At 47.4% G+C, this 12,580-nt stretch carries 10 protein-coding genes; 5 read left to right on the top strand and 5 right to left on the bottom strand.

Features of this window, described 5'->3' with window-relative positions:
- Positions 1 to 56 precede the first annotated feature (56 nt).
- The 3 genes from ACOCLE_RS19680 to ACOCLE_RS19670 are packed head-to-tail and all read right to left on the bottom strand — an operon-like array spanning position 57 to position 2,731.
- Positions 57 to 569, bottom strand: coding sequence for a hypothetical protein (locus tag ACOCLE_RS19680; RefSeq protein WP_419533905.1), 513 nt, complete (start codon positions 567 to 569; stop codon positions 57 to 59).
- On the bottom strand, positions 569 to 2,359 hold the full coding sequence (locus ACOCLE_RS19675) for a DEAD/DEAH box helicase family protein (protein ID WP_419533904.1): 1,791 nt from the start codon (positions 2,357 to 2,359) through the stop codon (positions 569 to 571). The genes ACOCLE_RS19680 and ACOCLE_RS19675 overlap by 1 nt, the downstream gene beginning before the upstream one ends.
- Before the next feature lie 3 nt (positions 2,360 to 2,362).
- The gene (locus ACOCLE_RS19670; protein ID WP_419533903.1) at positions 2,363 to 2,731 is read right to left on the bottom strand and encodes a glutaredoxin family protein; all 369 of its coding nucleotides are present in this window, start codon (positions 2,729 to 2,731) and stop codon (positions 2,363 to 2,365) included.
- Between the two features lie 147 nt (positions 2,732 to 2,878).
- On the opposite strand from ACOCLE_RS19670, the gene ACOCLE_RS19665 reads away from it, so the two are divergent.
- Complete coding sequence (locus tag ACOCLE_RS19665; RefSeq protein ID WP_419537236.1) at positions 2,879 to 4,156, top strand: O-acetylhomoserine aminocarboxypropyltransferase/cysteine synthase family protein; 1,278 nt, start codon at positions 2,879 to 2,881, stop codon at positions 4,154 to 4,156.
- Positions 4,157 to 4,444: 288 nt separating this feature from the next.
- Positions 4,445 to 5,488, top strand: coding sequence for a ribosome small subunit-dependent GTPase A (gene rsgA / locus ACOCLE_RS19660; protein WP_419533902.1), 1,044 nt, complete (start codon positions 4,445 to 4,447; stop codon positions 5,486 to 5,488).
- Positions 5,489 to 5,582: 94 nt separating this feature from the next.
- On the opposite strand, the gene ACOCLE_RS19655 is transcribed toward rsgA, so the two are convergent.
- Together ACOCLE_RS19655 and nhaC are read right to left on the bottom strand one after the other, a co-directional pair.
- Positions 5,583 to 6,755: a MalY/PatB family protein gene (locus ACOCLE_RS19655; protein ID WP_419533901.1), complete on the bottom strand. Its 1,173-nt coding sequence runs from the start codon at positions 6,753 to 6,755 to the stop codon at positions 5,583 to 5,585.
- A gap of 44 nt (positions 6,756 to 6,799) precedes the next feature.
- The gene (gene nhaC, locus ACOCLE_RS19650; protein ID WP_419533900.1) at positions 6,800 to 8,275 is read right to left on the bottom strand and encodes a Na+/H+ antiporter NhaC; all 1,476 of its coding nucleotides are present in this window, start codon (positions 8,273 to 8,275) and stop codon (positions 6,800 to 6,802) included.
- A gap of 140 nt (positions 8,276 to 8,415) precedes the next feature.
- Here nhaC and ACOCLE_RS19645 point away from each other — a divergent pair, with 140 nt between their 5' ends.
- The 3 genes from ACOCLE_RS19645 to ACOCLE_RS19635 all read left to right on the top strand — a co-directional run bounded on the left by ACOCLE_RS19645 (position 8,416) and on the right by ACOCLE_RS19635 (position 12,350).
- Positions 8,416 to 9,414: a LacI family DNA-binding transcriptional regulator gene (locus tag ACOCLE_RS19645; protein WP_419533899.1), complete on the top strand. Its 999-nt coding sequence runs from the start codon at positions 8,416 to 8,418 to the stop codon at positions 9,412 to 9,414.
- Positions 9,415 to 9,754: 340 nt separating this feature from the next.
- Positions 9,755 to 11,005 (top strand): protein kinase domain-containing protein, encoded by a 1,251-nt coding sequence (locus ACOCLE_RS19640; RefSeq protein ID WP_419533898.1) that lies wholly within the window; start codon positions 9,755 to 9,757, stop codon positions 11,003 to 11,005.
- Between the two features lie 64 nt (positions 11,006 to 11,069).
- Positions 11,070 to 12,350 (top strand): ISKra4 family transposase, encoded by a 1,281-nt coding sequence (locus ACOCLE_RS19635; RefSeq protein ID WP_419532972.1) that lies wholly within the window; start codon positions 11,070 to 11,072, stop codon positions 12,348 to 12,350.
- The last annotated feature ends 230 nt before the right edge of the window (positions 12,351 to 12,580 follow it).

Below are 12,580 nucleotides of genomic sequence, written 5' to 3'. Positions count from 1 at the left end.
TTTTCAAGTCAACAGAGCTGAGTGCATCTCAAGCATTTTAGATGAACTTCGTCGCTTTAGTTGGAGCTTTTGATTTTTTTCCCGGCTTTGAGGCAAAGTGTATCCAGTAAAACCCCGCAATTACCCTCAGTGACCTGATCACGGGGGATCATTTCGATCCATCCGCTTTTTCCTGATACCACAATAATATTGTCTTCTACCGTGATCATCTTTACTTGCTTATAGGGGCGAAATGCCGGTTTCAATAGTGAGGAGCTGATTTTGATGCCTTTCTCTTCAAGGATAAGGGTGCGGGTTTCCAGGTCAAGGTCTGGTTGGTAGTGGAGACTAAAGCGCTTATGAACGGCAAACTTCAGGCCAAGATTCAGTATCCAAAAGGTAATGAAGGCAGAGCCAAACAGGCCAGAAAGCAGAATGGTGCTCAGACTGTTCCGAAAGACCAGAAGCGGAATCAGTAAACAGGAAAGTGAAGCAACCCATATCACCAAAGTATGCTTCGGGCTGTATTTAAGCATCAACTGATTGATGCGATTCTGGGCTCGCCCGGTAATGTGATAAGTAATATGCATCAGAGCGCTTTGCGGTATTTACCTTCGTAGTCGAACAGCTTATCAATGATCTTCCAGTAATGTTTTTCTTTCTGGGCTATCACAAAATCAGGCTTGCGAAATTTCTTCCTGCTGTGGATAACATTATCCACAGTTGACGCCCTGAATGGCTCCGCACGATTAATCAAGGCATGCTTGCCAAAATGATGGTAGAAGGCACCTTGTTGGGATGGCGTATCCAGTCTGAAAAATTCATTAATTTCGGCGCCATCTTCATCATGGTAGGTGATCTTGATTCTCTGTTTGCCCTGAGGATCTTTATCAGCACTCATTTCCATACCAGAACACCGGATCACCATGCAGTTCTTAAGGTTCAGAGCCTCTCGAAGTTTTTTATCCGGGTCTACCAGTCCGTTCTTGCAGCTGTGGCACTTCCTGGCAGCAATATCATTTTCAGCACCACACTGATTGCACTCTTTAAAACGGTAGCGGAACTCACATTGTTCTTTTACTTCTCTACCGTTGTCATCCAGAAACGCTTCAAAGCCCTGGCAGCGCCGACCATAGTGTTCAACCAGATCGCCGTCACTATCGGTAACGCCCCAGAAATTATTCTCGTGTCCACAGGCCGGGCAGGGAACCGTTACCGGTACAGCTTTGGAGTCCGGTTTGGGTTCACCGACTTCCGGGCTGTATAAACTGAAGCGGTTGCCGGCATAATCAATAATCAGGCAGTCTTTTTTATCGGGCGCGAGACGCAGCCCCCGACCAGCTATCTGCTGATAAAGGCTGACGGACTCTGTTGGACGCAGTATGGCGATCAGGTCAACATGGGGTGCATCAAAGCCTGTAGTGAGTACTGAAACATTCACAAGGAATTTGAGCTGCTGCTGTTTGAAGGCTTCGATCAGGCGATCCCGCTCTTTTGATGGCGTATCACCAATAATCAGAGCGCTCTCATCTTCTGGAAGGTAACCCATGATCTCACGGGCATGGTCTACCGTAGACGCAAACACCATGACGCCTTTACGGGTTGTCGCTTCTCTTTTTACCTGCTCAATGATTTCGCGGGTGGCCCGGGTTTTTCCTTTTAATAACTGATTCAGCTCCTGCTCCCCATAACGTCCAAAGCTGTCTCTGGATAGCTGGCTGAAGTCATAGAAAACAATAGGTGCATCAACGACCTCTGGTGTCGTGAGGTAACCATTGTCAACCATGTAGGCGAGTGGTAGTTCAAACAGACACTCTTTGAAAAAACGAGGCTCTTCTGTTCTGACGGCCCCTTTGTTCTCAGAGCTTTGGTGATACTGGTACAACCAACCCATCCCCAGGCGATAAGGAGTTGCTGTTAAACCGAGAACCTTAAGGTGTGGATTCAGACGTTTAAGGTGTTCAATGACTTTGTGGTAACTGGAGTTTTTTTCCATGGATACCCGGTGGCACTCATCAATAACCAGCAGGGTGAATGTTTTCTCATCCGGCGTGTTTTGAAACTGCTCCAGGTTTCTGACAACGCTTTGTACACTGCCAAATATTACCTGTTCAGAGGCCTCTTTTTGCCCAAGTCCTGCACTGAAGATAGAAGCCTTCAAGTCATAGCTTTCATACTTGGCGTGGTTCTGCTCTACCAGTTCCTTTACATGAGCCAGCACCAGAACACGGCCTCGGGCGATACGGGCCAGTTCAGAGATAATCAGGCTCTTTCCTGCCCCTGTGGGCAGTACAAGCAGGGCCGGATCATCGGATTTGCGAAAATGCCGTATCACACTGTGAACGGCATCTTGTTGATAGGGGCGGAGCTGGTAGACCATTAATCAGCCAAATCTCTTTTGAAGATATTGGATAATATCGCCGGACTCATACATCCAGGTGTCGTCTTTGCCCTCTTCCAGAATACGCAGACAGGGTACCTGAACCTTGCCACCCATCTGTTGTAATTCATTACGGGCCTGAGCGTCATTCATGGCATCCACAGTCTGTATATTCAGTCCCAGTTTATGAATAGCCCTGCGAGCTTTGATACAGAAAGGGCAGGCCTTGAACTGGTAGAGCGTCATATTGGCTGTTTGTGCATTCACCTGGGCTTGCTGTTCTGGTGAGCGAGCCATCGCTTTAGGGCGGGTAAGCTTATCCGCAGCCGCAATACCGTAGCCTAATACATTACGAATAATTTTTAATAGCATAGGTTTCTAATACCAGTGGAAAAACTCATTGTATCAGCTAAGTCAAAGCTTATGACTGATGCCTATGAGGTTTATACGAAATCGAATACTCGGTGTATGATGTGGCACGGATAATAAATGACAATTAAATTTCTACAAGGAAATGCCATGAAGCCGGAAACCATTGCCCTGCATGCAGGCTATGAGGGGGATCCAACAACCCGTGCTGCCACAACACCCATCTATCAGACGGTATCTTACACCTTTGATGATACCCAGCACGGTGCTGATCTGTTTGATCTGAAGGTTGCGGGCAATATTTACTCGCGAATCATGAACCCAACCAATGCTGTGCTGGAAGCGAGACTGGCTGCCCTGGAAGGCGGAATTGGTGCGCTGACGGTTGCTTCCGGCATGATTGCCATCACCTATGCTCTGCAGACCATTGCGGATGCAGGCAGTAACATTGTTTCTACCAGTCAGCTCTATGGCGGGACTTATAACCTCTTTGCCCACACGTTCCCGCGCCAGGGCATTGAAGTACGTTTTGCTTCCCATGACGACTACGATGGACTGGAAGCGCTGATTGATGAAAACACCCGAGCTGTTTTCTGTGAGTCCATTGGCAACCCTGCCGGTAACATTGTCGACATCCAGAAACTGGCCGAACTGGCGCACCGGCACGGTGTAACGCTGGTGGTGGATAACACGGTCGCAACGCCTATCCTGTGTCGTCCAATCGAGCATGGTGCCGATATTGTGGTGCACTCCCTGACCAAGTACGTGGGTGGCCATGGTACAACGCTGGGTGGTGTGATTATCGACAGTGGCAAGTTTGACTGGGCTGGAAACAAAGAACGTTTTGCCATTCTCAATGAGCCGGATCCTTCTTATCACGGTGTCGTTTATACCGAAGCACTTGGAGAGGCGGCCTTTATCGGCCGTGCCAGAGTAGTTCCATTGCGGAATACCGGTGGAGCACTGGCGGCGCAGAGTGCTTTCCAGTTAATGCAGGGGCTGGAAACCCTGGCATTACGGATGGAACGGCACTGTGAAAACGCAGAAAAAGTCGCTGCTTTTCTACAGAGTCACCCTCAGGTCAGCTGGGTCAATTATGCGGGGCTGGATGATAGCCCTTATCGTGCAACGGCGGATAAGATCACCGCTGGTAAGGCTTCCGGAATATTAAGCTTTGGGATTAAAGGTGGAAAAGAAGCGGGAGCCCGCTTTATTGACGCCCTGCAGATGGTTCTTCGGCTGGTGAATATTGGCGATGCCAAGTCTCTGGCCTGCCATCCGGCATCCACTACCCACCGACAGCTTAACCCTCAGGAGCTGGAGTCTGCTGGCGTTTCTGAAGATATGGTTCGCCTTTCCATCGGTATTGAACATATCGACGATATTATTGCGGATGTTGATCAGGCGCTGCAGGTCAGCATGGCTTAATGATCCTGTGCCAGACAGACTCCTGTCTGGCTTTCCCTGCTCAGGCTTTGTACGAATTGCTTGAAGCAATATCGACGTGCTAGCGTTCGGCTTCTTTAAAAACAACGATGGAGGATGGGTTGATGATTGTAGTAACCACTTGCCGGACGCAGATGGAAATAAATCTCTAATCGAGTTTTCTGGTCCGGTCTTTTGTTACCGGGGCCTTACCGCCCTTTGATAAACAATCGTTTACAAGATGATGTCGTTTACTTTGAACCTATAAGTAACGCGTCAGGGCTTTTATTCATGTTGAATTTACTCGCATTAAACCACCTGGGCTGGCGCCCTTTCTTTCAACAGCAGTTATCACTGGATGAACTGAAAGACCACAGTGTTGCCAGAGTGATGGAGCATCATCGCTCAAGCTATGAGCTGATGAGTGATGAGGGTTATATGGCTTTGCCGGCAAATCCCAACTATCCGGCGATGACGGTTGGTGACTGGGTACTGCTGGATAGAGAGCATCGTCTGATACGGTTATTGGAGCGACAATCACTCTTCAGTCGTAAAGCTGCAGGGTCCAGAGTGACTGCCCAGCTGATCGCTGCCAATGTGGATACCGTATTTATTGTCTGTTCAATGAATCAGGATTTCAGCCTGAATCGAATTGAGCGCTACCTTGCACTGGCACATGAAGCGAATGTAGAACCGGTGATTGTTCTTACCAAGGCGGATCTCTGTGACGAACCTGAACAGTATGTAGAGCAGGTAAGACCGCTGGATTCCCTGCTTATGGTGGAAGCCGTTAATGCACTGGATATATCGAGCGTTGAGGTTCTGATGAGCTGGTGCCGACCAGGGCAGACGGTAGCCTTTCTCGGGTCTTCCGGTGTTGGAAAGTCCACACTGTTTAATTCGATCTTTCAGGAGAATAGCCAGCACACCAGCGCTATTCGAGAGGAAGACAGTAAAGGCAGGCATACAACCACGGCAAGATCATTGCGTTGTGCTGCGGGTGGTTTTCTCCTCATGGATACTCCGGGAATGCGTGAACTGCAGCTGGCAGACTGTGAGCAGGGAGTTGAGCAGACATTTGCTGATATCAGTGACATTGCCAGTCAATGTCGTTTTTCTGACTGTCAGCATGACGGTGAGCCAGGTTGTGCCATCAATGCCGCCATTACCAATGGTACGCTTGATCCTCGCCGGTTGAGCAGTTACCAGAAGCTGATGAGAGAGCAGGCCATCAATGGAGCCAGTATTGCAGAACGACGCGCAGCGGATAAGCAGTTTGTGAAAATGTGTAAGACCATCCAGTCAGGAAAAAAGGCAAGAAAGCATGAGATGTAAATAAGTCTTTCTAGGAGCCTGGGGATAGAGTCTGAGTAGCTGCTCAGACTCTATCTGTTTCTTTCAGCAGATCCGTGATCAGTCTGGCTGTCTTCTATACGCTCAATGCTGTTTTCAAGCGATTCAGCTTTTCTTCCAGAATGCTCTTTGGGCAACCAAGGTTCAGACGAATAAAGCCACGACCATCCTCACCAAAGCAATACCCCATGCTGGGAATGACGCCAGTGGCATGAACTCTCTTTTCCAGATCTTCATCGCTTAACTTCAACGTTCGGCAATCAAGCCAGGCAAGGTAAGTGGACTCTTGTGTGCGATACTGAATATGCGGCAATTCGGCTTTGATAAACTGCTCAAGAATACGACTGTTTTCGTGCAGGTAGGCAACGGTTTGATCAACCCATTCAGTACCATCTCGATAGGCTGTCTGGTTGGCTGCCAGACTGAAGGCACTGTAAACATCAATCCCGTATGCCTGAAGCTTGTTCTTCAGCCCGGTTGATTCCTGTTCATTAGGAATCATGGTGTTGGTCAGACGCAGTGAAGGCAGGCCAAAGGTTTTGGTACCGGCAATACAAACCGCCATTCTCTGCTGGTGTTCTTCTCGGGTTCGAAGGCAGCTGAAGAAACGGTGTTCAGAGAAATCGATATCTGCCCAGATCTCGTCAGAGATCAGGTAAACGCCGTATTGATGGCAAAGTTCACAGACACGAGTAATTTCCGCTTCAGTCCATACCCGCCCAACCGGATTGTGTGGGTTGCAGAAGATCATCACTTTGACGCCACTGCGGAATTTACTTTCCAGATCATCAAAGTCGATGGTGTAGTAACCGCTGTCGATGATCAGCGAAGAAGTGGCGAGTGTTCTCTGAGTGTTGGTGATGGTTCGGAAAAATGCATGATACACCGGAGTTAATACCAGCACCTGATCACCGGGCTGGCTCCAGCTTTCGACCAGCATGGCGATGGCAGGCAGGCTGCCGGGTGTTGTGTGAAACCATTCTTTCTGCAGGTGTACCTGATGCCGCTCACGCCACCAGTCAATCAGTGATGAGAAATACTCGTCACTGCGCTCAGAGTAGCCAAAGATGCCATGATCCAGACGTTCCTGAAGTGGCTTCAGGATAAAGTCCGGTGCCTTGAAATCCCAGTCAGAAACCCAGCTTGGCAGTGCTTCGCCCTTTGGGACACCCAGCCACTTTTCCATATAGTCCCACTTCAGGCAGTCCGTACCATAGCGGTTGATCACAGCATCCAGTTCAGGGTGCATAAATATACCTCAGTAAGAAAGCCCCGGTGGGGGCTTTCCTTTCACTAGCAATTGTTAAGCGGTAGCGGGGTTGGCTTTAAACCTGGCTCTTTGGCATCGTTGTTAAGTCTGGCGATACCGATATTCATGGTGGCCAGAATCATGGCAAAGATCACGCCAGCGTAGTTCTGGATGGCCCATGGCAGGTAATCCAGGGTCGATACACCCAGTGTGGCGGCCATGAACACACCGGCGTTTGTCCATGGAACCAGAGGCTCTATAACAGTTCCGGCATCTTCAATGGTGCGGGACAGGTTTTTGGCATCCAGTCCCATGCGCTTATAAGTATCACGAAGCAGTTCAGAAGGAATCAGTAGAGCCAGCTTGCCATCAGATGTTGTACATACCACGGTAAAGGTGGTGGCAATGGTTGCAGCAATCAGGCTGGCGGTGCCTTTGATGCCTTTGATGCCTTTTGCCAGCATGCCTACCATAACCTTCAGGCCACCGGTCAGTGCCAGGGTACCGGCGAATGAAAAGGCGCAGAACACCAGCAGAACCATGCCCATCATGGAGAACAGGCCGCCTCGGTTTACCAGAGTCATAACATCGCTGATGACAGTGATATTGCCCAGACCCGCATCAGCAAACATGCTGCTGTTGAAGCCGTTCAGCATGGCGCTGAGTGCCGTTGCCAGACTGAAGCCCTGGATAGCAACCGCATTGATAATACCAACGACAATGGCCGCGATCATCAGAGGGATGGTTGGCAGCTTGCGGATAGCACCCCACAGGATAATAACCGGTGGCAGCAGCAGGAAAATATTCAGGGTAAAGAGCTGATCCAGGTTGGCCAGAATATGAACAACCTTTTCCGGGGTTTCTGAAGAAACACCGCTGGTGCCTGAGAAGAAGAATACCGTTGCTGCCAGGATAAATGCAGGAAGTGTCGTCCACAGCATGTGCTGAATGTGCGAGTAAAGGTCAGTTCCTGCAACAACCGGGGCAAAGTTGGTACTGTCCGACAGTGGCGAAATCTTGTCACCAAAATAAGCACCGGAAACCACAGCGCCAGCAACCGCAGCAAGATTAGCATCCATTCCAGCGGCAACCCCCATCAGGGCAACACCGACGGTACCTGCAGAACCCCAGGAAGTGCCGGTGCAGAGAGAGACCAGACAGGTAACGAGGAAGGAGGTCAGCAGAAGGTATTCCGGGCTGATAATTTTCAGACCGTAATACACCAGCATGGGGATAGTACCGCCAATCATCCAGCTACCAATCAGGCCACCAACCAGCACCAGAATGAAAACCGCTGGCAGTGTTTTTGCCAGTCGTTCAACAATGGCTTCCTGAATTTCATCCCAGCTGTAACCCTGTTTCCAGGCAACACCGGCAGCAATAATGGCAGAAGTGAGCAGCAGTGCTTCAATAGGCAGCCCGTAAACACCATAGCCAACCATCAGCAACAGCAGCATGGAAAATATGGGAACAAGGGCCAGGCCCGCAGAGGTTTCTTTAACCGTTTGTGAAGTACTCATGTAATTTACACCGCCAGATGATCACTATTTCACAGATGCGCGCATCATATTCGCATTGTTGATCCCGTTTTATGATGTAAATCAATGAAAGAATGTGAGGGGATTTGATGTAATTTACATAAGAAGTAGAGAGTATCTCCATGTCGACCATTAATGATGTTGCGAAAGCCGCCGGTGTTTCAACCGCTACGGTGTCCCGGGTCATCAACCGTTCCCCAAGTGTTCTGCCAGAAACCATTGCCCGTGTTGAACAGGCCATGGAGCAGGTGGGTTATCAAACGAAAGATAATCGTCGTCTGTCCATAAACCAGGGTGGAGATACGATCGGACTGATCCTCAGTAACTTCAACTCACCGTTCTTTGGTTTGTTGACTCAGGGCGTAGAGAAAGTTGCCCGGAAATACGGACGTAAGTTAATTGTTGCCAGTGGCCAGTACGATCCCGAATTGGAAGAGGAGGCACTGAACTATCTGTTGAACAAAGGCTGTCGCAATATCGTGATGCACAGTAAAGCGATGAGTGATGATCAGTTAATACGGATTGCCAGCAAGCTCCCAGGGTTTGTCATTGTTAACCGCTATGTTCCGGGTATGGAAGAGCAGTGCGTCTGGCTGGAGAATCGCAAGGGCACGTATCTGGCAACCAAGCATTTACTGGATCATGGGCATCGAAATATCGCGTATATCAGCTGTGAACTTGAAATTGACGATAAGGCTGAGCGCTTTTTCGGGTATCAGAAAGCTTTGGAAGAAGCGGGTATCAGCGTTAATCCTGACTGGGTTGAAGAAGTACCTTTTGGTGAGCATGGTGGTGCATTGGCAGCAACCAACTTGCTAAATAAAGGGCTTCCGGTGACTGCACTGGTTGCTTACAACGACTTCTTTGCTGCTGCAGCTATCCAGGTATTTGCTGATCACGGCATTTCAGTACCGGATAGATTGTCTGTGGTGGGCTTCGACGATGTTTTGCCCCAGTGTTACTTCACCCCGAGACTGACCACTGTTCGCAGCCCGATTGAGAGCATGGCAATTCATGCCGCAAGATTGTGTGTGGAAGGTCCTGAAAGTGGTGTATCAACACGTTTTCAGCCCTTGCTGGTGCGACGGAGTTCAGTATCGCAGGCCTATGAGGGGTTGTGAGAGCTATAGATAGAGTGTTTTTATTGTTTTTTTAACTAAAAAAAGGTGGTTGAAGCTCCTGTTGGTAAACAGCGATGGCATGACAAAAAAGCATTGTTTATTAGTGCCATCGTTGGAAATCTTAATTAGTTCCCCAGTAGTTAGTGATAGTAACCATATTGTTATCTAAAAAAAAATAACTCCATTGTAAGTTATAAGGAATTAACCAATAACGACTGTTTGAGCAACTCTCTTGAATAGATTCTAATACTTTAGTGGTAAATGAATTCTGGTCGGTTGGAGTATACCTACTGCTTAACCTCAGTCAGATCAGGACAAATACCAGGGATGGAGGTTTAATATGTTGACCAGCACTGTAGTAGCCAATGATCACGTGCATTTATCTTCTCCAAGTCATTCGGATGCCATTTCAGCCAGAAAAGAAGTGCCTTGTTTTTCTTCTAAAAGAATGTTGGAGAGCATTGATGTAACGTCAAAATATACGTCTGTAGATGATTTTTTGAATAAGAATAAACTCCACCAAAGAAGAGAATTAGGCCGAGGTGACTTTGGTAAAGTTCATGCTGTGGATGGAGAGAAGACTAAGAATTTGTGTGTAATGAAAACTGCTATTAGTCATCAGAAAGGGCTGGACTTTTCTGAGCTGAACCCACTTCAGATTCATGATAAAAATGTTGCAGAAACGTACATGGGGTTGGTCAAAGATAAAGAAACCGGAGAGCTGGAAGTTATTACATCTCTGGACTCTATTGAAGGCAAAACCAAAACCAGTAAGCTGATGCTGGTTCTGTCTGAGTATGCTTCAGGAACTGACTTATCCAAATACCTGGATGACTTTGCTGATAGAGATGAATTTATTCCTTATGACTTAGCACGAACAATTGCAGCTAAAGTTGGTCAGGCCATATCGGCAGTTAATAAAAATTTTGTCTATCTGGATCTTAAATCTGACAATGTGAGGGTTAATGTTGATAAAAAAACAGGTGAAGTCACCGTTAAGCTGATTGATTTTGGCAGCTCTTGTCCAGAGAGTCAGGTTGATAAGCTTAGTGCTCAAACAAGTAAAGAAGGTACGCCACTGGGAACTCAGGGGTACATAGCCCATGAAGCCTGGAATCATAAGTACAGTAAAAAAGCAGACTCCTGGAGCTTTGGTGCACTCCTTACAGATCTTATTATTATGAAAACACCGGATCAGATTTATGGAGAGAGTAGTGATGCAGACGAAAAAGGTCTTAGTGACGAAACTCTTGGAGGGATAGATTATCTGAAAAAGATAGCCTTGTTTGCTGACTGGAGTGATGAGCAAAAGGCTGAAGAAATACTTGCTTATTTCGATGAAGATGTTGCTGGGGATTACAGAGAATTAGTGGATGCTATTGTTGCACTGACAAAATCGAATCCTGATGATCGAATCTCGACAGAAGAAGCCTGTAACAGGCTTCAGAAAATTGCAGGATTCCATGGGAAAGAGGTTCATGATGAGATAGCCTCTGACAAAGACTCATCAGAACAGGTAGCTCCTACTAAAAGCAAAGAGGTCGAAGCTGTCAGCAATGATCCGTACTCAGAGGGTGCTCTCTCTGAATGATTGAAACAATAGTGCTCTATTTTCACAGCTACTATGGGAACACCACTCATAATAGTTAACTGTCATGCCCGCTTCTGTTATTTCCAGCTCTACCAAAAGCATCGTTTTGCAAATTGAAGTTTCTATAGATTCAGGCAACATGCTGAATCTTGAAGATAGTTTACAGCGTGCACTCAATGAAGCCGGGCAGCTTGGAACAAAAGAGTTATTGGGGCTATTTGAATCACCCAATAAAGAACCTATCGTCGTTAATCAGCAGAAGTGGAACTACAAAGGAAAGGTTCTTAAGCACTATGAAACCTTATACGGTCGTATACCTTTGGAGCGCTCCGTATATCAGGGTGTCAGAGGTGGCAGTACTCTGGCAGCACTTGATCTTCGTGCCGGTATTATTGGTTCAGCTACCCCCAAATTTGCCAAGTCTATCGCCTGGAAATACAGCCAGATGCCAGCGCCTGCGGTAAAAGAAGATTTTGAGACCAACCATCAAAGGACGCTTTCAAATTCTTATATCAAGCATTTATCGGACAGAGTAGGTGCATTAATTGAAGACCAGCAAGACACTCACTACCACCTTCCTCCACTAAAAGAGCCTGTTGAAACAATAGCCATTGGTCTGGATGGAACCTGCATGCTGCTTTGTGAAGAAGGCTGGAGGGAAGCCATGTGTGGGACATTGAGCCTATATTCTGCAGATGGAGACAGGCTCCACACGATATATACAGCCAGTTCGCCAGAGTATGGTAAACAAAGCTTTATGAGCAAGCTCGACGAGGAGATTGCAGATCTAAAACGACTCTACCCAAATGCCACATACATCGGGGTAGCTGACGGGGCTAGAGAAAACTGGAGTTATTTGAAACAACATACCTCTGGGCAGATACTCGATTTTTATCATGCATCTGAATATTTAGCTGGAGCAGCGGAAGCACTGTTTCCAACCAGTAAGGCGAAGCGACACCAGTGGCTTGAAGACAGGCTACATAGTTTGAAAAACAAGCGTGGAGCAGCCAAAAAAATCCTTCAGGAAATTGAATCAGCCGAGCTCCCGAAAAAGACAATCGCACTGACAGAGAAGCGCTACAAAGCTGTGAGCTATTTTACAAACAATCACCAGTTAATGAATTATCATCAGGCGCTTAAACGCCATTGGCCAATAGGTTCAGGAGTTACTGAAGCGGCTTGTAAGACTCTGGTAAAGCAACGATTATGTGGTTCTGGAATGAGGTGGAAAGCAACAGGAGCGGAAGTGCTTTTGACAACAAGAGCACTGATCCAGAGTAAGGGGCGCTGGGAACAACTTTGGTCTGAGTTCATGACTGGAAAGGTTGAAGCTAACCTATGAGTCAGTTATCAAATTGAGAGAGCACCCTACTCAGATTCTGACCTGGATTTAAATGAGTGGGAGGTTTGTGCACATCTCGATGAGTTTGAGAAACGCGAAGCTGAAAAAAGTGCTGAGTCTTTAAGCTGGCTTAATTTTGGGTTACCAGAGTGGCTGTTTAGTACTTCAAATAATAATTAACCTAATGACCATGAAAAACCATCCATATGGATGGTTTTTTGCTTTTCTCT

It is taken from the genome of Endozoicomonas sp. (genome assembly GCF_965196975.1).
Taxonomy (GTDB): domain Bacteria; phylum Pseudomonadota; class Gammaproteobacteria; order Pseudomonadales; family Endozoicomonadaceae; genus Endozoicomonas.
The sequence above is the reverse complement of the archived record's forward strand: the minus strand, read 5'-3'. Positions and strand labels throughout refer to the sequence as shown.

Excerpts from the sequence above, each read along its gene's own strand:
- rsgA (WP_419533902.1), top strand. The coding sequence starts at position 4,445 with ATGTTGAATTTACTCGCATTAAACCACCTGGGCTGGCGCCCTTTCTTT.
- ACOCLE_RS19665 (WP_419537236.1), top strand. The coding sequence starts at position 2,879 with ATGAAGCCGGAAACCATTGCCCTGCATGCAGGCTATGAGGGGGATCCA.
- ACOCLE_RS19640 (WP_419533898.1), top strand. The coding sequence starts at position 9,755 with ATGTTGACCAGCACTGTAGTAGCCAATGATCACGTGCATTTATCTTCT.
- ACOCLE_RS19655 (WP_419533901.1), bottom strand. The coding sequence starts at position 6,755 with ATGCACCCTGAACTGGATGCTGTGATCAACCGCTATGGTACGGACTGC.
- ACOCLE_RS19635 (WP_419532972.1), top strand. The coding sequence starts at position 11,070 with ATGCCCGCTTCTGTTATTTCCAGCTCTACCAAAAGCATCGTTTTGCAA.
- ACOCLE_RS19670 (WP_419533903.1), bottom strand. The coding sequence starts at position 2,731 with ATGCTATTAAAAATTATTCGTAATGTATTAGGCTACGGTATTGCGGCT.
- ACOCLE_RS19645 (WP_419533899.1), top strand. The coding sequence starts at position 8,416 with ATGTCGACCATTAATGATGTTGCGAAAGCCGCCGGTGTTTCAACCGCT.
- ACOCLE_RS19680 (WP_419533905.1), bottom strand. The coding sequence starts at position 569 with ATGCATATTACTTATCACATTACCGGGCGAGCCCAGAATCGCATCAAT.
- nhaC (WP_419533900.1), bottom strand. The coding sequence starts at position 8,275 with ATGAGTACTTCACAAACGGTTAAAGAAACCTCTGCGGGCCTGGCCCTT.
- ACOCLE_RS19675 (WP_419533904.1), bottom strand. The coding sequence starts at position 2,359 with ATGGTCTACCAGCTCCGCCCCTATCAACAAGATGCCGTTCACAGTGTG.